The sequence below is a fragment of the Guptibacillus sedimenti genome, from assembly GCF_028610665.1.
In the GTDB taxonomy this organism is placed as follows: Bacteria; Bacillota; Bacilli; order Bacillales; family Guptibacillaceae; genus Guptibacillus; species Guptibacillus sedimenti.
Window position 1 is genome coordinate 659620 of sequence record NZ_JAQQWV010000002.1, and the last position, 22341, is coordinate 681960.

Here is a 22341-nt window from a genome sequence, read left to right on the forward strand (position 1 = left end):
AAGAGACGAATGATATTTTAGCATACATAGGGTTATAAGCACAAAAAATAGATAAAAAGACCTACTTTTATTTGAGGTTTTCGAAAGACCATCACTATGAACCGTTACTATTTTTAGGAAATCGTATGGTTACTTTCGTTCCAATTCCAACCTCACTTATAAAATCGATGGTACCATGATGATTCTCGATAATTTTAAAGCTAGATAAAAGGCCAAGACCGGTGCCTTCTTCTTTGGTGGTATAGAAAGGTTCACCGAGCGTTTTAAGTTTATGTGTAGGTATTCCAACACCTTCATCCGTTAAAGTTACTTCGATCTCGGCTTCTTTTACGGCTGTTTTTAAGCAGACGCTACCACCTTCAGGCATCGCTTCAATGGCATTTTTAATTAAATTGATGAAAACTTGTTTAAGCTGATTCTCCTCACCGTAAAGCGTGTCGTCTTCATCGGTGAAATCTTTCATGAACGTAATGTTGTAAAGGCTTGCCTGCGTACTTAATAACTGTAATACGTAGGAAAGCAGCTCGTTCACCTTGAAATAAGTAAAATGAGAAGCTTGTGGTTTTGCTAACACGAGCAGGTCTTTAATAATGGCGTCCATTCGATCGATTTCTGACAGCATAATTGAAAGAAACGGCGTTTTATCTGCGAATGGTTTATCGTCGTTTAGCAACTGAATAAATCCTTTAACGGAAGTTAGCGGATTTCGAATTTCATGCGCTACGCTGGCAGCTAACTGACCAACTGCCGATAATTTTTCTGTTTTGAGAAGAGCTTCTTCTGTTTTCTTCTTATCCGTAATATCCATGAAAGCGGCCATAATCCCATTAATTTGACCTTCTTCGTCTTGAATAGGAGCTGTGGAGAGAGCTGTGTGAACGATTGAGCCATCCTTTCTCATGCGCTGCACTTCCTTATTCACAATATGGCCATGTTTAATGATTTCAGGTATCGTAATATCTTTTTCCCCTTGAGGGACAATTGGACTCTTCTTTCCAATTACTTCATCACTATGCCAGCCAAATATTTTTTCTGCTGCTGGGTTCCATAGACGAATGTTTGCGTTCATATCTAGTGCGAGTGTCGCAATTGGCGAGGCACTTATAATAGCCTGAATCAATTGTTTTGCTTCCCATAGTTCTTTTACCGCTTGCTTTCGTTCGGTAATGTCGCGTGTTTGAATAATGGTCATCACTTTTTGATCAAAAGTAATCGGAATAAGGGTTGATTCAACGTCGATTATTTCGTTATTCGAGCGCAATAGCTGATATTCAATCGTTTCAGGAATTGCATTTTGATTGGTATGGATACTGTGCAAGATTTCTTTAATTTTCTTTTGATCGTGGTGGTTTACGACTAAGGATTCGCGATTTTGATAAAGGTCACTGAGTGAATGAACACCTGCCATTTCAAGACCAGTTTGATTTGTATAAGTAATCTCCCCATCTCGAAGTAAACAGATCGCATATGGGGATGACTCAACAAGACGTCTGTATCGTTCTTCACTTTCTAAAAGTTGGCTTTCCATCTCCTTGTTTTTTTGGAGGAGGTGCTTTAAGAGGAAATAGAGAAAGATACACGTTAATAAGATGAAAAACCAACCTTTATATAGTCCCATTTCTTTGTTTGTAATAAAATCAGTAGAAAAGCGATAAAGAATGGTATCTGAAAGCAAGATCCACATTGAGCCAAACAAAAAATAGCTGCCAATGATAATCCATGGAATTGATTTTGTTTTTATATGCAAGAGGTTTTGTCCTTTCTCTATATCATTTTGTATTTTACAAAGTTAATGGACGAATGCCAAGAAAACCTGAACAATGGAAAAATATTTAGGTAGAAAGTAATAAGAAAGAATGGTACATTTATAGCTAGGGTTAACGCAAAGTGACACGTTTAGCCATCTTTCAGCAATGATTGACCGTCGATCTTTATGATGATGATGCGAATGGTCTATAAATAAAGAATGAAGATTTATATTGAAGGAGATAAAATTTCTATGAATGAAGATCAAATGGAACCTCGAAGTCGATATAAACCTAAGAAAAAACGCCGTGGATTGCGCATTACACTTTTGCTTTTATTATTTATGATAGTTGGTATTGGTGGCTATGCAGGGTATCTTTATTATAAAGTATCTAGCGTATCTGACCAATCCCTGATGGAACCAAATCGAGGAAATCAGTCCGACCTAAGAAACAGTGCAGTCGATATAGGTAAAGATCATTTTTCGGTATTATTATTAGGTGTAGACGATGAAGAAAATACATCGAATGGTCGAAGTGACTCGATGATGGTTGCTACATTTAATCAAGATGATAAATCAATGAAGCTTCTTAGTATACCGCGTGACTCATACGTTGAAATTCCAGGTAGAGGTATGGACAAAATTACTCACGCTCATGCCTATGGGGGGATTGATTTAACGATTGATACAGTCGAAGGTTTACTTGGAATTCCGATTGATGAGGTTGTTCGAGTGAATTTTGATGCTTTTAAAACTGTCATTGATGAGCTTGGCGGTATTGATGTTACAATTGATTCACAGCTTGTCGCTGACCAACTGTATAAAGAATCGAAAGGAAAAATCGATTTAGAAGTTGGGGAGCAGACACTTAATGGTAAAGAGGCACTTGCGTTTGCTAGAACACGTAAAGCCGACTCTGATTTAAAACGCGGTCAACGTCAAATGGAAGTGATTACTGCTGCAATGGACAAGGTTAGCTCACTTTCTTCTATACCGAAGTATGGTGATGTAGTCGATCGTATCGGAGAGAATCTAACGATGAGCTTTACTTTTAATGAAGCAATCGGCATGTATCCGTTTATTTCAAAGATCGATACAGTTGAAAAACTCCAGCTAACAGGAACAGATTTTCAACCAGCTGGAACCTACTATTTTAAGCTTGATGATCAGTCTTTAGCAACTGCTAAAACAGAGCTTAAATCTCACTTAAACCTTGAGGATCAAAATAATGATCCAAATGGAAATATGAATGCATTAGACGGTGAACAGGGTGAGACGACGCCTTAACATTAAGTGTAATGATACGAAAAGGAGCAGACACAGTGTCTGCTCCTTTTCATCATGAAGGACGATTACGGCGGAAGATTATAGGGAAAGGGTCTAAAGAATGTAAGAAAGGGGTTAACGAAATGGGTGGATTATCATTTGTTAAAAAACTTGGAAAAGAAATCGGAGAGGATCGGGTTACGAGCCTTGCAGCTGAATTGGCCTATTACTTTATGTTATCGATCTTTCCATTACTTATTCTCATTCTCTCGATTCTTCCTTACTTGTCAATTGACAAACAGGAAGCGGTGGATTTCCTTACCAAATATGCTCCTGGAGAGACAGGGAGCATCCTACAGGATAATGTTCTCTCCATCATTAGTGAGCCTCAGGGCGGCTTATTAACCTTAGGTATACTTGGGACGATCTGGTCAGCTTCAAACGGTATGATGGCGATGATGAGAGCGTTGAATCTTGCTTACGATGTGGAAGAAACAAGATCCTTTATTAAAGCAAGGCTTCTTTCTATTTTGTTGACAATTGGACTTGTTCTTGTGTTTATTGTCACGCTTGTATTGCCGGTTTTTGGAGACGTAATCATTGACGCAGTATCCTCATCACTAAATTTGCCGAGCTCGACCGAATTTTTGTTTCGTATTCTTCGTTGGGTAGTAGCTGTGGCAATCATGGCGTGCATCCTTGCAGCGTTATATCGGTTTGCTCCAAATAAACATTTCCCATTTAAAGAGGTGATCATTGGGGCGCTTGTAGCAACATTAGGCTGGCAAGTAATTTCGCTTGCATTTGCATTTTACGTTAGTAATTTTGGTAACTATTCTGCTACTTATGGAAGTCTTGGTGGTGTGATTATTTTAATGCTTTGGTTTTATTTAACCGGCATTATTCTTCTTGTAGGTGGAGAGGTTAATGCACTACTTCACAAAAACAAGCGAAAAACCCAGGTTTCAAGTGAGAAAGAGCAAATTGGTTTTTAAACCGGATGGAGCAAGGGCAATTGAATTGAAAATGTTGTACCAAACGCAGGAGAACTTTTTACTTTTATCGTGCCTTTGTGATTTTGAATAATTTGTTTACTGAGGAACAGGCCGAGTCCTGTTCCTTTTTCTTTTGTTGTGTAAAAGGGTTTGAAAATACGACCCTGAGTCGATGCATCCATTCCAACGCCATTGTCACGTATAGAGATTGTCACCCGATTAAGATGCTGTCCTACTGTTAATGAGATCACCCCATTGTTACGGTTCGTCATGCGAATGGCTTCGATACTGTTTTTCATCACGTTTAGAAAAACTTGCTTGAACTGTCCGGGGTTGATCATCACTTCAATAGGAAGTTTGAACTGTTGTAGATTTGTGGTCAGGTCACACTTGCTTAACTTTGCCTGGCTATGAAAAAGAAGGAGGATATTTTTTAGGAAGGGGATAAGATCAATACGTTCAGATGTAAGCTCTGCAGGTCGGGCAAGTTGAAGAAACTCTTCAACTAGATCGGTCGTTCGTTGAATTTCTGTTAAAAGTAGATCAGCAATGTCGCTTTTTTGTAGTTTATCAAGGTCAGGTTTTATTAGCTGAAGAAAGCCTTTCATAATCGTAAGAGGATTTTTAATTTCATGAGCAACGCCCGCAACAAGCGTGTGAACGTTGCTTAGTGCTTGATTTTCATAAGCTAACACTTCTAATTGTTCAAGCAAGTGAGAATAGTTCTCTACTGATGGCAATACATTCTGTTTAGGCATTTCCTTAGCATTTAAATTAGACTGTTCCAAGTCCGTTACCCCTTTCGTTAACTTATCCTTAACGCATAGTTATAGAGTAACACCCATGAATTGCGAAGATTGAATGTTTGTAGGAAAGAATTAGAGTGTTTTTGAAGAATATTGTTTAATTTTGATATAAAAAAGAATCTGCGCTAGGCAGATTCTTTTGGAATTAGGCCGGTTGATAGCCAGCTTCTTCAATTGTTTGCATGATTGTTGCTTCGTCTAAGGCTTCTTCATCAAACATTATCGTGACCGTTTCTTCTTTCAGATCAGCTAAAGCCCGTTCAATACCGTTTAAAGAAAGGAGGGCAGCTTCGATTTTCTGGATACATTCTTCGCCCTTCATTCCTGTTACGGATACAGTGATTTCATTCATATCGCTAAACTCCTTTCATCTTCTAGAACCCTTTACCCGAATTAGGAGGAGTTTAATCTGTCTTAATTGGCTAAGGCTTATTCGGAGTTTCGTTCGAAAGCTGCTCCAATGATTTAATTTTACCATGTGGATTTTGTGCTTCTTTTCTTTTGCGGAATTGTCTTTCTCGTTGTCCTTTAGACTGACTCATCAGTTTTTCACCCCTTATCATAGTGTTCATTAATAAGGTGGCCTTCAAGACAAAATGTACTCACTGCAAATTTTGGGAGTGAAGGTGAACAAATGCATACCCATTTTTTTGTAAGACGGGAATCGCTTTTTCAACTCCTTCTGCCGTGCCGCTAGTCGGTTGATTTATATGAAGAAGAGCAATGTCGCCGGGTTGTGCCTGCAACAGAGCATCGTTCACCTGTTGAGCGTTATAAGTTGCACCAGCGTCTCCGAGTATAGTGTAGTTCACAATTTGAACACCAAGGTCTTCAGCGATTTGAACAGCTACGTCATCATAGTAAGCTGTTCCTGAACGGAAAAGTGTTGGTTTCTTACCAGTTAGTTTTTCAATTTTGTTTTGGTTCTCTTTCATTTCTTCAATCACTTCTTGTACCGATGCTGTCCCTGAGATCCCCCAGGCTGACTGCCCGTTCACAGAAAGAGGCTTGTGATGCGTGCCGTGATTTTCGATTTGAAAGAGCGGGTCACGAGCAAGTTCTTGGAACAAAGCAGTGTTTTGATCAATCCATCTACTGTTAATAAATAGGGTGGAAGGCAGCTTGTTTGCTTTTAAAAATGCGATCAATGCCTCATCAACATCATTCCCATGTGACCCACCACAAGCATCAAATGTTAAGGCGATTTCCTTTTTGGATGAACGAAAATGAGTGTAGACACCTGATACATTTTCACCAAATTCAGTTGGGGTTTTGTTTTCGTATTTAGCAATTAGCTGTTCCTTTCTATGATCAACTAAAAATGAAGGAACGGGTCTTTTCACATTCGATTCATTAAGAAGAGAGAGGCTACCAGCTTGGTTAGCCTGACAACCCATTAGGACGAAGAAAATAAGAATTAGACCAGTTTGTTTTACGTTTATCATGTTTATCACCAGAATTTAGCATATCATAAAAAAGATAGGATGAAATGGAAAAAACCTCCTTGAATGAAGATCAAGGAGGTTTGGAGGACTTTCTTACCCTCTAGATGGTGTGTAAGAAAAAGTTTATAAAAAAGAGGCTTGCGATAATGTACATCGGTACAGGAACTTCTTTTCCTTTCCCTAAAGCGATTTTTAGAAAAGGGTATGCAATAAAGCCAAATGCAATACCGTCAACAATGCTGTAAGTGAGCGGAATCATGACGATAATTAAAAAGGCAGGAAACCCTTCAGAAAAATCTTGTAGGGAAATGTTTTGAATGGATGTAATCATCAAACCACCAATGATGATCAGAACTGGCGCAATCGCAGAGTCTGGTATGATTTTGAAAATAGGGATAAAGAATAGTGATGTTAAGAACAATAACCCTGTTGTAATGGCAGTGAGCCCTGTTCGACCACCAGCTGAAATTCCTGAAGCACTTTCAACAGTCGAAACGGTTGGACTCGTACCGAAAAGGCCAGATGATATGGCTGAGATCGCGTTTGCTTGATATGACTTAGTAAACTTCCGTTGATCTGGCAGTAAACCGGTTAACAAACCCATATTCTCAAAGACAAGAATCATCGCCATGGAGAACGTTGCGATCCAGAAAGGTAGCATCAGAATGTCATCGAAAGACATCGCAGCGAATACCGATCCGTAGGATGAGAATGAAAAGCTACTTTGTTGACCTGTCTCAATTAGTCCGAGCGACCAGGCAAGTGCAGTCCCGGCTAACATACTGATAAGAAAATGGCCTTTCACATTTCGAATGAAGAGAATGGCAGCTAATGCTAGCGTGGCGAGAGTTGCAATCACATGAGCGGACCCAAGGTTTCCAAGTGCCACAAATGTGGAATCGCTTGAAACGACGATCCCGCCTTTTTGTAAACCGATGAATGTAAGAAATAAACCAATTCCGACAGTAATCGCTTCTTTTAATGAACGCGGGATTGCTTTTGAAAGCACACCGGAGAGCGGTGTAAAAGCTGTTATCGCAAATAATATCCCTGCAACAAAGACAGAAGCGAGTGCCACCTCCCAGCTTAATCCCATTGATTCAACCATTGTATACGTAAAGAACGCATTGACACCCATTCCTGGAACGAGGATAATCGGTGCATTTGCATAAAAACCAATTAACAGGCAGCCGACCACTGACGTCAGGACTGTTGCAATCATTCCTGCTTCGAAAGGAATTCCTGCATCAGCAAGGATTGACGCGTTAACCGCTGCAATATAAACAATTGTAAAAAATGATGTAATGCCGGCAAGAATTTCTTTCTTCAGTGAAGTATCGTGAGCCTGAAAATCAAAATTAATTTTCGTTTTCACTTTATTCCCTTCTTACTTGTGTTTCCCTCTCCCACCCGTGTATTTGAAAAATCAAATCACCAATAAAATAGTATATCAGAGCAAGGGACGTTTTTATAGTGGAAAAATACGTAATGACCTCCGTCGATCGCTTTGATAAGATGAAGGTGTATACATAATTCGTTTATATGAAAGAAGGCTTTTACATGCGTAATACGTTATCCGCCCTTCAATGGGCGATCTTTATGATTGCAGGTTCCATCGTGGCTCCAGTTGCGATTGCAAGCTTGTTCCACCTAGATCCTGCAATGGCAGCAGGGTTTGTTCAGAGAACGATGTTTGTTCTAGGTGTTGCTGGAATCTTACAGGCGACACTCGGTCACCGGCTACCGATTAATGAAGGACCTGCAGGATTATGGTGGGGAGTATTTGTTCTTTATGCAGGGTTAAGCTCTACGTTATTTGGATCTGAAGTAGAGACACTTCAAGCGCTCGAACTCGCAATGATTGCAAGCGGGATCATATTTATTCTACTGAGCGCACTTGGTTTAGTGGAGAAGCTATCTCGTCTTTTTACGCCAGTTGTAACTGGGATTTATCTCCTGCTTCTTGTCGCTCAATTAAGTGGATCCTTTCTTAACGGCATGATGGGAGTTGGCTACCTAAAAGAGGGCATTGACCTTCGTATTACAGGACTATCTCTTCTGCTTGTATTTGTTTCCATATGGTTTTCGAGATCGATGCCTGCGATGATTCAGCAATATAGCATCCTTATTATCTTAATATTTGGTTGGGTTTTATTTGCCGTTCTTGGGTTAGCGAAGCCAGTCGTTCTTCCAGAAGGAGGATTCATTCAATTGCCAGAGGTATTCGCGTTTGGGTATCCAGCCTGGGATTCTGGCATGATTATAACAGCGTTCCTTGTCACGCTTCTTCTTCTTACGAATATGATCGCAAGCATTCGCGTTGTAGAAGAAGTGTTAAACAAGCTATCAAACACAAAGCCTATGGGCCGATACAGACAGGCGGGATTCATTTCTGGAATCAATCAATTATTAGGAGGCGTCTTTTCAGCGGTAGGGAGTGTTCCGATCTCAGGGGCCGCAGGTTTTATTTTAACAACAGGGCTTAAACGTAAGCTTCCTTTTATTTTAGGTAGTGGGCTGATCATCATTATTAGCTTATTCCCAGCTTTGATGGCATTCTTTGCAGCATTACCTGAACCGGTTGGCTATGCTGTTATTTTTATCGTGTTCGTAAACATGGTAGGTATTGCGTTTAATGAGTTTAAAAAGGATGATTCAGAGGGAAAACCATTTATAATAGGCATTTCCTTTATGGTTGGAATTGGTACGATGTTTATTCCACCAGAAGCTTTTCAACAAGCCCCACCAATTGCGGCTTCGATTTTGAATAACGGTCTTATACTTGGTTCGATTACCGCAATTTTGACAGAGCAAATTCTTTATAAGAAGCATTAAAAGGAAACGCCTATTCGTGATGAATGTCACAGGACTTGTTCCATTTTCGTGGTAGTATGAAAGTAGATCAGGGGAGGAGAATGTTGAGATGAAAAAATACAATAAAATCCTTGTTGCGTTTGATGGATCTGATTTAAGTGTTAAGGCATTAAATGAAGCGATTGCTATGGCAAAAGAAAATGAAGCTATGGAAATTGATGTAGTTACTGCACTAAATCCTACTGCGCAAATTAGCTCAGCTGTTGTTTATGCCAGTATTTTAAATGAACTTAGAAAAGAAGCCGTTGATATGCTAAAAGGGATCAGTGAAAAACTCGACGTTCAGCTACCGAATCATAAAGTGAAAACAATGGTACTTGAAGGGAACCCAGGAAACGAAATTGTAAAATACGCCGATGAACACAATCGTGATCTCATCATTATGGGAAGCAGAGGATTAAATGGCTTAAGAGAATGGTTTCTTGGAAGCGTCAGTCATGCCGTGCTTCAGAGGTCTCATTGTCCTGTCCTTATTATTAAATAATGAAAGCGTGTCCGGCCAAGATGGCCGGGCGCTTTTTTAAATTTCAACATATGTAATCGTATCGTTTTGAGCGATAATTGCTTTCGCAGCATAACCAATAAATAGTCCATTCTCAACGACTCCAGGAATTTGATTAAGGTGATCATGCAGTGTGGTAGGAAAGCTGATTTCATCAAATGAACAATCAACAATATAGTTTCCGTTGTCTGTGATGAAAAGGGAGTCATTTTCTTTGCGAAGGGAAGCCGTACATCCCATGTTTTTAATCGCATTTAACGTTTTTAAGTAACCAAATTTCGTGATTTCAACAGGAAGGGGGAAGGCTCCCAATTTCTTCACGTATTTACTGGAATCAGCAACGACAATCATGTGTGTGGAATGGTAAGCGATAATTTTTTCCCGTAGAAGTGCGCCGCCTCCGCCTTTTATAAGTGTTAAATCTTCTGTTAACTCGTCGGCCCCATCAATCGTTAAGTCAATGGTAGAAACCTCCTCAAGTGATAGAAGCGGAATACCTTGATCATGAGCAAGCTTTTCCGTACTTTTCGATGTAGCAACTCCCGTAATATTCAAACCTTCTTTCACCATTCGAGCAATTTCGAGGATCGTATAATAAACTGTACTTCCCGTTCCTAGCCCAACAATCATACCGTCTTGAATATAAGATGCTGCTTTATTGCCAGCAAGTTGTTTTTCATTCACAATCCATTCACTCCTCCATTATTTTAATTGTCTCATTAAGTATAATCGTTATAAGGAGTGTTTCCCAATGATGAATTTTGAAAACGCCTTCTTTCCTGTAAACAAAGGAGAAGCATAAAAAAAGGATGAAAAGAATGAGCACGAAATTGATTCTTTTCATCCTTTTTCCTAGTTGCTAATCTTTGCACGGTTACACGGAAAGACGTATAATGCATACTGTCAGGCTGTACGCGTGACTAGCTAAATGACAGGTGCACATACTAAAAAGTGTTAATCCTGTAATCAAATGAGTTCGCGTCAGTGGGTTCATGAAAACAAGAAATGAGCTGGAGGGAATAAGATGTCAAAACAACAAATTGGTGTAATTGGGTTAGCCGTTATGGGGAAGAACCTTGCGATGAATATCGAAAGCCGCGGCTATTCCGTTTCAGTGTACAATCGATCGGAAGAAAAAACGAAAGAAATGATGTCTGAAGTTGAAGGACGAAACTTTCAGGATACATACAGCATTGAAGAGTTCGTTCAATCACTTGAAACACCTAGAAAAATCTTGCTAATGGTTAAAGCAGGTATGCCAACAGATGCAACGATTGATCAGCTTCTTCCACATCTTGATAAAGATGATATTATCATTGACGGCGGGAATGCGTTCTTTAAAGACACGCAGAAGCGTAGCGAAGATTTGAAAGAAAAAGGCATTCGCTTTATTGGTACTGGTGTTTCAGGTGGAGAAGAAGGCGCATTAAACGGTCCTTCAATTATGCCTGGTGGACAACCGGATGCATTTAGTGAAGTTGAAGATATCTTTAAAGCAATCGCTGCAAACGTTGATGGTGATCCTTGTACCACTTACATTGGTCCAGACGGTGCAGGTCACTATGTGAAAATGGTGCATAACGGCATTGAATATGGTGACATGCAGTTAATCGGCGAAGCTTATTACATGATGAAGAACGTGCTTGGTCTTTCGACTGATGAGCTTCACGAAGTATTTAAGGAATGGAATAAAGGTGAACTTGATAGCTACCTAATTGAAATCACAGCAGATATCTTTACGAAGAAAGATCCTGAAACAGGCAAAGCGCTTGTTGATGTGATTCTTGATACAGCTGGCCAGAAAGGTACTGGTAAATGGACAAGTCAGAGTGCCCTAGACCTTGGTGTACCACTTTCAATCATTACGGAATCTGTTTTCTCTCGCTTTATTTCAGCAATGAAGGAAGAGCGTGTGAAAGCAAGCAAGCTTCTTGCTGGCCCTAATGTACCAGCATTTGATGGTAATAAAGAAGAGCTAATCGAGAAAATCCGCAAAGCATTATATTTAAGTAAAATCTGTTCTTACGCGCAAGGCTTCGCACAAATGCGTTCTGCTTCAGATGAGTATGATTGGAATCTTGATTATGGTTCGATCGCCATGATCTTCCGCGGTGGTTGCATTATCCGTGCTGGCTTCCTTCAAAACATTAAAGAAGCATATGACCGTGAGCCAAGCTTAACGAACCTTCTTCTTGATCCATACTTCAAGGAAATCGTTGAATCTTATCAGGGTGCTGCTCGTGATATCGTTTCACTTGCTGTACAGCGCGGAATTCCGGTTCCTGGTCTTGCAAGTGCAATTGCTTATTACGATAGCTATCGTAGCGAAACATTGCCAGCAAACCTTCTACAAGCCCAGCGCGACTACTTTGGCGCTCATACGTATCAACGTATTGACCGCGAAGGTGTATTCCACACAGAATGGCTTGATTAAAAGAAAAGCGGAAGCGCCCGTTTAGCCTCGACAAGCGCTGGAGCCCCATAAAAAGAACACGGTCTTTGTGTTCATTTGATGGGGTGAAGCGATCGAGAGGCTGGGCGTTGCAGCTAGATCAAGAAAAGCGAAAGTGGGCGTTTAGACACGGCAGGCACTGGAGCACTCTCGTTTGAACACGTTCTTTGTGTCAGAGCGAGAAGTGAGCATGTCTGATTTCTTAAACAGCATTAAAAAACGCTACTCACTCCCCATTCAAAGGGGAGCGAAGTAGCGTTTTTTTTGTTAAGCCTTGTGGTTAAGGTCATTGCGAAGCTTTTTCCCGAGCTGAATGACTTGAATGACACAACCAATGATGATAACAAGGAAGCTTACGTAAATCAGTGACCATTTAATCGATGTGAAAAATGGTGCACACCAAGCGATGAATGATATACTACGCGGATAAAAGAACATGACAAGTGAAGTTGCGATGTTTTCTAAGTAGTCGAATACTACACCAAATGAGGGAAGTAAGCTTAAAAAGAACCATTTACCATTGGTGACAGCTCGATATAAGATCGTAATCGAAGCGATTAAAAAGAACCAATACACTAGCGGCCAGATAAGGTCAAAACTAAAGCGCTCTTTAATATAATAGCTTCTCCCAGCTTCTCCATACGCTTCTGCAACCTCATAGAGCTTCTCAGGAGTGTAAAAGAATGAGCCATCAGGGGATTCAGTCGTTTGGGTAACCTCATAAGATTTGTTTGAGACTTGAGGGAGGACAAAGGTAAGGAAGAGCGCAAAAATGACGACAGAAATGAACCAGATTGTTAGCGTTAGACGAGAACGAAGCTTTAGAAATAGGAATTTCATCATTACCTCCACTCGTTTTTTGGATTATCATCTCGAGGTAGAATGAAAGCCAGGGGAGACCCTGGCTTATGAAATCTTATGCTTCTTTTAATCCTTCAAACAATAAAACGCGAGCGGGTGATGCATCTGTTCCCTGAAGCTTTAAAGGTGCAGCAACCATGAAATATTCTCCAGCTGCCACGTCTTTTAGGCGTAAGCCCTCCATGATGATAACATCCTTCTCGAATAAAGAGCGGTGTGTAGGGTGCTCAGGCTGGCTACGTTCGATACCAAGGCCGTCTACGCCAACTCCGCGAATGTTTCGCTCTGCAAGGTAGCGTGCAGCGTCTTCACCTACGAAAACAAAGTCAAAATTAAATTCTTCTTCGAAAGAGTTTTGAGATTTTAAAAGAATGAAGTCGCCTTCTTGAATGTCTTCCGCTTCAATATCTTTATCAGAGATCGCGCCTTTAACATCTGTAACGTCAATTACTTTCGCTTTTCCAACAAGATCTTCTTGATTAATTGATTCAAATGTTGCTCCATCATTCATCATATGAAGCGGTGCATCTACGTGAGTGCCCGTATGTACATCGAGAGAAAGACGAGACTCTGTTACATGTCCATTTGTCTTCGTGTTGATTTCAGGTTGTTTTTCTTCTTTGTTCTTATAAACAGCCATTCCATTAAAAATTGGTGCACTTACATCATACATTTTCATAAAAAAACACTTCCTTTCAAATAGTAGTGTATATGATAAAGAAAGATACGTGAAGCACGTATCTTTCTTTTGTCATTTTTAATTGCAATAAACTGCTCACTTCCGCTTTACTCTTTCGGTAATGGCCACCAGTGCAGGTTGTCTTTTTCTAGAAGCTCATCTGCAGCTTTAGGTCCCATTGAACCTGCTGGATAGTTCGGGAATTCTTTTTCCTTCTCATTTGCCCATGTAACCGAAATTGGGTCAATGAACTGCCATGAGAGAGCGACTTCATCCCAACGTGCAAAGTTCGTAGCATCACCGCGCATCACGTCGTGTAGGAGGCGTTCATACGCTTCTGGTGAGTTCATATTGTTTTCTTGATGGTTATTGAAGGTTAACTGTATTGGCGTTGTTTTACGCATATCTCCAGTATCCTTCGCATTCAAGTGAAGGGTAATGCCTTCTTCAGGTTGAATGTGAATCACGAGAATATTCGGTCCAAGTTTGCCACTTTCATTTTTATATAGGTTCATTGGCAAATCTTTAAACTCAACCAGTATTTTAGTGGATTTATTTGTCATACGTTTACCGGTACGAATATAGAACGGCACACCTGCCCAGCGGAAATTATCAATCATCAGTTTCGCCGCAACAAATGTTTCCGTATTTGATTCTTCATCGACATTATCTTCTTCGCGATAGCCTGGTAATTTTTCTCCATCTACTTCACCTTGCTTGTATTGTCCGCGAACGAAGTAGTCGTTTACTTCTTCCGGTTTAACTGCACGAAGCGCGCGAAGTACTTTCACCTTCTCACCGCGAATCTCTTCTGTTGAAAGACTAACAGGCGGTTCCATTGCTAGAAGGGAAACCATTTGAAGAACATGGTTTTGGACCATATCACGGAGGGCACCAGACTTTTCATAATATCCTCCACGTGTTTCAACGCCGACCGTTTCGCTAGAGGTAATTTGGATATTTGATATGTGTCGACTGTTCCATAGTGGTTCAAACATTGAATTAGCGAAACGAATCGCTTCGATATTTTGCACCATTTCTTTTCCTAAGTAGTGATCGATACGATAAACTTCGTCTTCAGAAAAGACTTGACGAATTTCATCATTCAGCTTTTGAGCTGATGGGAAATTATGTCCAAAAGGTTTTTCAATAACAAGACGATTAAAGCCGTCTCCATTTGTTAATCCTTCAGAATCTAGATTGAGTGCAATTGTCCCAAAGAATTCAGGAGCCATCGCCATATAAAAAATGCGATTTCCTGGAATATTAAATTTCTCATCGAGTGATTGTGTTAATTCATTTAATTCCTGGTAAGATTCTTTCTTTGTAACATCAAATGGTTGGTAGAAGAAATGACTGCTAAATTCCTCGTGTTTGTCATCTTTATCCATGCATGCTGTATGTATAACAGAATCATGAACGTTTGAACGGAATTCTTCATTAGTAAGCTGTCTTCTTGCTACTCCCACTACAGCGAAATCCTCAGCAAGTACACCTTTACAATAGAGGTTATACAGTGATGGGAATAGCTTGCGTTTGGCAAGATCTCCTGTTGCACCGAATATAACGATAACAGAAGCCTGTTTTGATGGTTGATTCATCTTTGTGACCTCACTTTTTCATTATTGCTGTTCCAGAGGGAACGTATGGACGGAACAGTGAATTCCCTACTTCATTAGTAAAGATAAGACTAATCAAATGCTGATCAGATGATATCGATCCCGTAACAGAACAAGTTACTGGGTTCCCAAGTAAAAATTTTATAGCTTTTTCGCGTTAAAATCAAATCGTGTGATTGGGTATTAAGCTGAATTTTTAATATTAAATCGACTAATTGACATCTGTAAGCGATACCATGATTAGTACCTAGGGAAAAGGTTGTTGGGGACATTCAAATGGAAAATGATAAACTTTTTCCTGAGAGATAGAATGGTTGCATTCAATTGTGGCGAATATAATAGATATGAGCGTTAATAGGGAGGATGAATAAGATGATTCGAGTACTGACAATCTTCTTCCTGTTTTTTGGCATTATTCTAGGGTGTGCAATTGAAAAACCGCAAAATTTAGGCGAAGTAGAAGCCGATCGACCAGCATCTGTACAAAGCATTGTTATGAAAAAAGCGTATCTCGTTTTAAATGCATTAAGTAAACAAGAGATGGACGAAGTATCTCGTTATGTTCATCCACAAAAAGGAGTACTGCTTTCTCCATTCGGAACGGTTGATAAAAATCGTGCACAGGTATTGATGCCTTCTCAGGTGAAAGAGTTATTCCAGGTACCCAATCAAAAGCAGCTTGAATGGGGGACGGATGACGGTAAAGGAGATCCAATTCGACTGACACCTCAAGCTTATTTTGAGAAATATATTTATGATGTCGAATTTAGTGAGACTGAGTTAGTTACGTACGATGGGATATATAAAGAAACAAATCGTCTTCATAATATAGATGAAGCTTTTCCGAATAGCCATTATGTTGAGTTCTTTGTACCCGGATCAGAAGAATCTGAAGGAATGGATTGGAAGAGTCTTAAATTGGTGTTTTCTGAACATAATAATGATCACTATTTAATAGGGATTGTTCATGATCAGTGGTCGCCTTAATGTGAACAAAACGTGTCACGAATTGGAATTTTACGTGTGAGATGTGTCACATAGGTTGCTCATTTAGAGAAACTTTCTTATCCTTAAAAGGTAGATTAATGTGATAAGGAGAAGAATTCGTATGAGTGATGTAAAACAACGGAATTATACACCATGGATCGTCGGGCTTTCCATTGCAGTTAACGTGCTCGTTGTTATCCTGTTTTTCTTACCCGAATATAGCGGTGAGGTAGGTTTTGATATTACACTTTTGCCTTTGCTTAACGCAGTTTTTAATAGCTTTACTTTTGTTTTCTTAGTAGCTGCGCTGATCTTTATTAAGCAAAAGAATATTAAGTTGCACAAACGCTTTATTTTTGCCGCTTTTACGACGACAGCATTATTTTTAGTGTCTTACGTAACGTATCACGGGTTGTCTGAATCAACTTCTTTTGGAGGAGAAGGGCTGATTCGATCCGTCTATTTCTTTATTTTGATTTCACATATTATCCTTGCCGCTGCGATTGTTCCTCTTGCTCTAATCACAGTTACACGAGGTCTTAATATGCAAGTTGCAAAACATAGGAAAATTGCAAGATGGACGATGCCGATTTGGTTGTATGTGAGTATGACAGGTGTTGTCGTTTATTTGATGATTTCTCCGTACTATTGATAGGTTAAAAAACAGGCGAATGCCTGTTTTTTATTTGCACTAGTAGCTGCATTGCATAGAGACGTTGTGGAGAGACTACCGATATGTGAATGGATGTGGCATATCCTCTCATCTTATGCTACTTTTGATAGTGAACGTATTTATTCAAGGAGGTACGATTATGAGTGTTCATATTGGTGCGAAACAAGGAGATATTGCGGAAACGATTTTATTACCCGGAGATCCGCTTCGTGCGAAGTACATTGCAGAAACGTTCTTAGAAGACGTTGTCTGCTATAACGAAGTAAGAGGAATGCTTGGATACACTGGTACATATAAAGGGGAACGAATTTCTGTTCAGGGAACCGGCATGGGCGTGCCGTCGATTTCAATCTACGTGAATGAGCTTATTCAAAGCTATGGCGTAAAGAATTTGATTCGAGTTGGCACATGTGGTGCATTGAAGAAAGAAGTGAAAGTAAGAGACGTTATTCTTGCGATGAGTGCCACTTCTGATTCTGGTGTAAACCGTCTTCAATTTAATGGCATGGACTTTGCCCCAACAGCTGATTTTAACCTTCTAAAAAATGCATATGATGCTGCAGCCGAAAAAGAAATGAGTGTTCATGTCGGGAATGTGTTTACAAGTGATTCCTTCTATCGTGACAACCCGGAAATTTTCCAACAGCTTGCTGACTATCAAGTGCTAGGTGTTGAAATGGAAACTTCCGCTCTTTATACGATCGCAGCAAAATACGGCGTGAATGCACTGACCGTACTGACTGTTAGTGATCATATTGTGACGGGTGAAGAAACGACTTCTGAAGAGCGTCAGACAACGTTTAAAGAAATGATGATTATTGCTCTAGAAGCGGCTTTAAAACAAAAGTAAAACATGGAGAAGACGAGCGTAAAGCTGGTCTTCTTTTTTTGTTATTCTGAAGAGCCGATGCATATTTCTATTCACATCTCCAAAAGCTAGAACAAGCGGGCGCATGGGAGTGAATAGGATGAGAAGGAGAACGACAAAGTTACTTCATAAGTTAAAAGAATTAAAGCAGGAAGCGGTAGGAAAAGATCATTCAGCTTCACTTCAGAAACAAGTTATCGAAAATTTTAGTGGCTGTCATGATCTCGTACAACGCACGTTTCCTGAATTAAATATAACAATTGTTTATTTTTTACATATGGTTAACGAAAATTTACTTGAAATGGATTTGCTCGTTCCCATTTATCATGCATCAGATGAAACCAAACTTCCATTCTTAAAAAGGTCTAACTTTCATAAAACGGATGATGAAAAGAAAGTAATCGATGGAATTCTAAATGGAGAAGCGGCGGTTTTTCACCAGGACCATACTTACCTGATTAACATTTCTGGACCTAAGCAGCGAGAAATCCAACCTTCGGAAACGGAAACAACGATTACAGGGCCACATGAAGGATTTGTTGAAAGTAGCGAAATTAATCTTTCCATGATTCGAAGACGGGTGAAAAGCGCGCACTTGAAAATTAACGAAATTCCTGTCGGAGAAGTTTCGAAAGGAAGCATCTTTGTTCTTCATATAAAAGGAATTGCTAATGATGAAGTAGTGGGTGACATGATAAATAGAATTGAGAAAATCGAGATTGACGCGGTGTATGATGCACATATGCTAACACAGCTGATTGAAGATCAGCCAAATGCGCTCTTTCCACAGTTTATGCTTCGAGAGCGACCTGATGCCATTGCAGCTGCGCTTGTTGAAGGGAAAATTGTGGTCGTAGTTGATGGTAGTCCTGCAGTAATCATCAGTCCCTCAAGTTTTTTTGACTTTTTTCAAACAGGTGATGACTATTATCAAAGATGGACTACAGGGACGGCAACAAGGTTGCTTCGATTCGGGGCTTTTATCATTACGATTGGGTTTACTGCTCTTTACGTTTCCGTTACGACTTTTCAATATGAAATGATTCCACAATCGCTGTTAACAACGCTGGCAGGTTCAAGAAGTAAGGTGCCATTTAAACCCTTATACGAAGCGCTAATCATGGAAATTACCCTTGAATTTTTACGTGAAGCAGGGGCCAGGTTGCCAACAAAAGTTGGACAAACGATCGGTATCGTTGGTGGTATTGTTATCGGACAAGCGGCAGTGCAAGCTGGGATTACTAGCAATGTTCTTATTATTGTTGTCGCGAGTTCTGCCATTACTTCATTTGTCGTCCCTAGTTATGTGATGAGTGCGAGTATTCGATTAGCGCGCTTTGGTTTAATTCTTTTAGCGGGACTCCTTGGTAATCTCGGAATCGTCATTGGAGTCATCCTTTTGGTGATCCACTTAAGTAGTTTAACGAGTGCTGGTGCACCTTACTTAGCTCCTCTATCTCCGTTCTTCCGCAAAGATTGGGTCGATTTTTTGTTGCGAGCTCCCTATTCTTTAATGAAAACAAGACCAGCTTTACCTAGAACTTCTAATAAGAAAAGAAAGCAATAAGCAGCTAGAAGAAATTGAGGGATACTAATGTCGGAAAAAATCGCGCCATTTCACCTCGCCATTCTCATTTATATGATCCAGTCTGGTGTAACCCTATACAAGTTACCACGCATGCTAGCCGTTAATTTTGGTACCAACGGATGGATTATGGTACTCATTGTATCTTTTATAGCTGGAATAAATGTTTTTCTCATTTCTCTCGTGAACCGTTTTAGAAAAGGAGAGAGTGTATTTGAGATTATGGAAGGACTTATCCCTCGTAAAGTATTGGCGCCTTTTTACCTCCTCCTTGCATTGATCTGGTCGATCTTAGCACTACTTGTAGGAAAAGATTATATCCTTATCACCCAGGTGTTAACTTTTCAAAATTCAAGTTTACTTTTGCTGTACAGCATCGTTCTAATTCTTGCTTTCTACCTTGTCGTAAAGGATATATATACGATATCTAAGACAACGACCATCTTCTTTTTTTTAACAATTTGGATGACCTTTTTGTTAATTTATCATATCCCATATTCATCCGTTATGAGGTTAACGCCATTTATATTCGAAAGAAGGCACCCATTCAATTCGTGGATGGATTGAGGTATATACGGCATTTCTAGGTTTTGAACTTGTCTTGTTTTTGTTTCCTTATATTGATGAGAAAAAGCCAAGATGGTTTCTGAGCGTATATGTAGGACATGTCATTACGACGATTGTGTATACACTCACATGCCTCGTATCCTTTATGTACTTTTCATTTGAGCAACTCAAGCTTATTAGTTTTCCTGTATTGAATTTAATTGCGTACGTTGAAATTGAATTAATTGAGCGAATTGAAAGCCTCGTTTTTAACTTATTTCTAATGAAGATTCTTATTACAGTAGTGATGTATTTATGGGCTGCCAAATTACTCCTTCATCGTGGAATCCCGAGTATGAATGAGAAGTGGTTAGCGCCGATTTTAATTTTGGTTGCTTTTTTTATTACACTTCGAGTAGACGTGGTTTATGAGTTAGCACCATGGTTATTGATTTTTGGATTCGCTGCTGCAGGAATAGCCATTGGATTACCTATTCTGTTGTTATTGATTCTGTGGATTAGGAGGAGGCGCAATGGATAGAAAAACTGTCATATGGGGCATTTTCGCATGCTTAGTGCTAGCAGGTTGTAACGATCAAAAAGTAATTGAAGATCTTGCTATTATTAGTATGATGAGTTTTGATCAAACGGATGATCCGATTGGTGATTTAAAAGTTACCGCCTCTTTTCCAAATTTAACAAGTGAAACGTCTAATGAAGAGCAAATCATCGAAACAATTGCAAATTCTAAAAAGGAGGCAGAGGATCTCCTCTCATCCAAAACAAAACAACAAGTAGTAAATGGTCAAATTCATTCCATTATTCTTGGCGAAAGGTTTGCAAGAAACGGAGTGAACAGCGTGATCAGCTCGATGGAAAGAGACCAGGAAATAGGATCACAGGTGAAAGTAGTGGTAGCAGATCAAGAAGGCACTGAAATTATTAGAACCGAAGTCGTGCCGGATATCGGGAGTTACATTGATAAAATGTTAAAAACTGAATCCGATAAATTTACAATTCCAGAAACGGACATTTACCATTTTTCTCGTGATTATTATGATGATGGGATTGATCCGATCGCTCCTCTCTTTAGTAAGCAGGATGGGAGAATCGTATTGGTGGGTACCGCTCTTTTTCGCAATGATCGCTATGTTGATCACCTTGATTTGATTCAATCAAAAATATTAATGTTATTGCTTAAAAAGGTAGAGAGAAGTGAGCTAACGATTAAAATGGCTCAAGAGGAAGAAATTCGAAATGTTCACTTTGACTATGTGACAAGCAACCGGAAAATAAACGTATATAAGAAGGGGAGAGAGGTTGATTATATCAAGATTATAGTGAAGATGAGAGGATCGGTTTTAGAAGATACGGGAGAAGAAAGTATTTCCTCTACTAAAGAGATTCACCAATTAGAGCAGTTGGTTGCACGTCATATTGAGCATAAAGCCGAGGACATCATCGAGATTTTAAAGGAAAACCAAACAGATAGTCTTGGGTTAGGTCAGTATATTCGACAGTCACTATCTTATGAAGAATGGAGGACGTTAGACAAAGAACGTCTCATTGAAACCACACCTGTATCTGTTGAAGTGGATGTCACGATCAAAGATACAGGTATGTCTCAGTAGTTAGTAGGCAATCCCGACCCGCTTTAAAAGGTGGTTTTTTTCAAGGAGCTCTTGATACACAAAATTAGCCGTGTCTCCAGTTGAGATTTCTTTGCCATCTTCAGGAAGGTAATCTTCTTCAACTCTGTAACTGCCGCGAGCGTCTCCCTCTGGTAAGTACGTAGGGCAAATAATGGTCCACTCCACTTGGCTTTTATTCAGCATCTCGTAGACAGCGAGATGCTCTTTTGCTGCTCGGGTTGTTTTACGTTTTGATTCGGATGACTCAAAACGATAAACGCCAGGATCGGTACGACTGTTTAGTATACCGGCTGTGCCAACTGTAATGATGCGCTTTATTCCCTGCTTCTTCATGACGCTTAGCAGAATCGGTGTGCTCTCGGATAGCGTTGTTGTTTTGTCTGTTCCAAGCGCACTGATCATCACGTCGGCTCCTTCGCTTGCTTTCATTACGTCATCTTCATTTAACACATTGCCTTCAACAATTGTTATACCATCTTTTATTGAAAGCTTTTCTGGTGATCGTACAAGAACAGATACGTTATGGTGATCTCTAACAGCTTGTATTAGTACTTTACTACCAACCCGGCCTGTAGCCCCTAATATGCATACATTCATCTTATATCCTCCTCATTAGCGATCTTCACTTTATTTTAGAAAACGTAGTGATCCATTGCAAATCAGAGGGTTCTTTTTTAATTCCGAATGAACTGCTCTTAGTAGGTGCACATAATATTTCACAATAGATTTGCAAGTTTTCCTTATAAAGTTCAGAATTTTTGTTAAAATACTCATAACGTATGAT

At 39.7% G+C, this 22341-nt stretch carries 23 protein-coding genes; 12 read left to right on the forward strand and 11 right to left on the reverse strand.

The window, feature by feature from the left end; all coding sequences use genetic code 11:
- Window positions 1–94: 94 nt before the first annotated feature.
- The gene (locus PQ578_RS11745; RefSeq protein WP_273834498.1) at window positions 95–1747 is read right to left on the reverse strand and encodes a PAS domain S-box protein; all 1653 of its coding nucleotides are present in this window, start codon (window positions 1745–1747) and stop codon (window positions 95–97) included.
- A gap of 252 nt (window positions 1748–1999) precedes the next feature.
- On the opposite strand from PQ578_RS11745, the gene PQ578_RS11750 reads away from it, so the two are divergent.
- Entirely contained in the window at window positions 2000–3034 is a 1035-nt protein-coding gene (locus PQ578_RS11750; RefSeq protein WP_273834499.1) for an LCP family protein, read from the forward strand.
- A gap of 122 nt (window positions 3035–3156) precedes the next feature.
- Window positions 3157–4008, forward strand: coding sequence for a YihY/virulence factor BrkB family protein (locus PQ578_RS11755; protein WP_273834500.1), 852 nt, complete (start codon window positions 3157–3159; stop codon window positions 4006–4008).
- Here the strand turns inward: PQ578_RS11755 and PQ578_RS11760 are convergent.
- From PQ578_RS11760 to PQ578_RS11780, 5 genes are all read right to left on the reverse strand, one after another.
- Window positions 4005–4796, reverse strand: a complete 792-nt coding sequence (locus PQ578_RS11760; RefSeq protein WP_273834501.1) for a sensor histidine kinase — start codon at window positions 4794–4796, stop codon at window positions 4005–4007. The two genes, PQ578_RS11755 and PQ578_RS11760, sit on opposite strands and share 4 nt — an antisense overlap.
- A 163-nt stretch (window positions 4797–4959) precedes the next feature.
- Window positions 4960–5166 (reverse strand): heavy-metal-associated domain-containing protein, encoded by a 207-nt coding sequence (locus tag PQ578_RS11765; protein WP_273834503.1) that lies wholly within the window; start codon window positions 5164–5166, stop codon window positions 4960–4962.
- A gap of 70 nt (window positions 5167–5236) precedes the next feature.
- Entirely contained in the window at window positions 5237–5356 is a 120-nt protein-coding gene (locus PQ578_RS11770; protein ID WP_224879153.1) for a DUF6254 family protein, read from the reverse strand.
- 60 nt (window positions 5357–5416) lie between these two features.
- A complete protein-coding gene (locus PQ578_RS11775) occupies window positions 5417–6259 on the reverse strand; it encodes a polysaccharide deacetylase family protein (RefSeq protein ID WP_273834504.1) in 843 nt (280 codons plus the stop codon).
- A gap of 100 nt (window positions 6260–6359) precedes the next feature.
- Window positions 6360–7634, reverse strand: coding sequence for an NCS2 family permease (locus tag PQ578_RS11780; RefSeq protein ID WP_160920058.1), 1275 nt, complete (start codon window positions 7632–7634; stop codon window positions 6360–6362).
- Between the two features lie 185 nt (window positions 7635–7819).
- Here PQ578_RS11780 and PQ578_RS11785 point away from each other — a divergent pair, with 185 nt between their 5' ends.
- Window positions 7820–9094 carry a purine/pyrimidine permease gene (locus tag PQ578_RS11785; protein ID WP_273834505.1) on the forward strand — a complete coding sequence of 425 codons (1275 nt, stop codon included), beginning with the start codon at window positions 7820–7822 and terminating at the stop codon, window positions 9092–9094.
- An 88-nt stretch (window positions 9095–9182) separates the two neighbouring features.
- Window positions 9183–9617 (forward strand): universal stress protein, encoded by a 435-nt coding sequence (locus PQ578_RS11790; protein WP_273834506.1) that lies wholly within the window; start codon window positions 9183–9185, stop codon window positions 9615–9617.
- 36 nt (window positions 9618–9653) lie between these two features.
- Here the strand turns inward: PQ578_RS11790 and rpiA are convergent, their stop codons facing one another.
- Complete coding sequence (rpiA, locus tag PQ578_RS11795; protein ID WP_273834507.1) at window positions 9654–10319, reverse strand: ribose-5-phosphate isomerase RpiA; 666 nt, start codon at window positions 10317–10319, stop codon at window positions 9654–9656.
- Window positions 10320–10659: 340 nt separating this feature from the next.
- Between rpiA and gndA the strand changes: the two genes are divergently transcribed.
- The gene (gene gndA, locus PQ578_RS11800; protein WP_273834508.1) at window positions 10660–12069 is read left to right on the forward strand and encodes an NADP-dependent phosphogluconate dehydrogenase; all 1410 of its coding nucleotides are present in this window, start codon (window positions 10660–10662) and stop codon (window positions 12067–12069) included.
- A gap of 285 nt (window positions 12070–12354) precedes the next feature.
- Here the strand turns inward: gndA and PQ578_RS11805 are convergent, their stop codons facing one another.
- From PQ578_RS11805 to zwf, 3 genes are all read right to left on the reverse strand, one after another.
- Window positions 12355–12927 carry a hypothetical protein gene (locus PQ578_RS11805; protein WP_273834509.1) on the reverse strand — a complete coding sequence of 191 codons (573 nt, stop codon included), beginning with the start codon at window positions 12925–12927 and terminating at the stop codon, window positions 12355–12357.
- Between the two features lie 76 nt (window positions 12928–13003).
- A complete protein-coding gene (locus tag PQ578_RS11810; RefSeq protein ID WP_273834510.1) occupies window positions 13004–13627 on the reverse strand; it encodes a cyclase family protein in 624 nt (207 codons plus the stop codon).
- A 107-nt stretch (window positions 13628–13734) separates the two neighbouring features.
- On the reverse strand, window positions 13735–15228 hold the full coding sequence (gene zwf / locus PQ578_RS11815; protein ID WP_273834511.1) for a glucose-6-phosphate dehydrogenase: 1494 nt from the start codon (window positions 15226–15228) through the stop codon (window positions 13735–13737).
- Window positions 15229–15618: 390 nt separating this feature from the next.
- Between zwf and PQ578_RS11820 the strand changes: the two genes are divergently transcribed.
- From PQ578_RS11820 to PQ578_RS11850, 7 genes are all read left to right on the forward strand, one after another.
- Window positions 15619–16233 (forward strand): hypothetical protein, encoded by a 615-nt coding sequence (locus tag PQ578_RS11820; protein WP_273834512.1) that lies wholly within the window; start codon window positions 15619–15621, stop codon window positions 16231–16233.
- Between the two features lie 121 nt (window positions 16234–16354).
- Window positions 16355–16885 (forward strand): DUF420 domain-containing protein, encoded by a 531-nt coding sequence (locus PQ578_RS11825; RefSeq protein WP_098443006.1) that lies wholly within the window; start codon window positions 16355–16357, stop codon window positions 16883–16885.
- A 160-nt stretch (window positions 16886–17045) separates the two neighbouring features.
- The gene (deoD, locus tag PQ578_RS11830) at window positions 17046–17756 is read left to right on the forward strand and encodes a purine-nucleoside phosphorylase (protein ID WP_098443007.1); all 711 of its coding nucleotides are present in this window, start codon (window positions 17046–17048) and stop codon (window positions 17754–17756) included.
- A 118-nt stretch (window positions 17757–17874) separates the two neighbouring features.
- Window positions 17875–19341, forward strand: a complete 1467-nt coding sequence (locus PQ578_RS11835) for a spore germination protein (protein WP_273834517.1) — start codon at window positions 17875–17877, stop codon at window positions 19339–19341.
- A gap of 27 nt (window positions 19342–19368) precedes the next feature.
- Window positions 19369–19926, forward strand: a complete 558-nt coding sequence (locus PQ578_RS11840) for a GerAB/ArcD/ProY family transporter (RefSeq protein ID WP_273834518.1) — start codon at window positions 19369–19371, stop codon at window positions 19924–19926.
- A gap of 34 nt (window positions 19927–19960) precedes the next feature.
- Window positions 19961–20446 carry a GerAB/ArcD/ProY family transporter gene (locus PQ578_RS11845; RefSeq protein ID WP_273834519.1) on the forward strand — a complete coding sequence of 162 codons (486 nt, stop codon included), beginning with the start codon at window positions 19961–19963 and terminating at the stop codon, window positions 20444–20446.
- Window positions 20439–21536: a Ger(x)C family spore germination protein gene (locus PQ578_RS11850; protein ID WP_273834520.1), complete on the forward strand. Its 1098-nt coding sequence runs from the start codon at window positions 20439–20441 to the stop codon at window positions 21534–21536. The genes PQ578_RS11845 and PQ578_RS11850 overlap by 8 nt, the downstream gene beginning before the upstream one ends.
- Here the strand turns inward: PQ578_RS11850 and PQ578_RS11855 are convergent, their stop codons facing one another.
- Window positions 21537–22154, reverse strand: a complete 618-nt coding sequence (locus PQ578_RS11855) for an NAD(P)-dependent oxidoreductase (RefSeq protein WP_273834521.1) — start codon at window positions 22152–22154, stop codon at window positions 21537–21539.
- Between the last annotated feature and the right edge of the window lie 187 nt (window positions 22155–22341).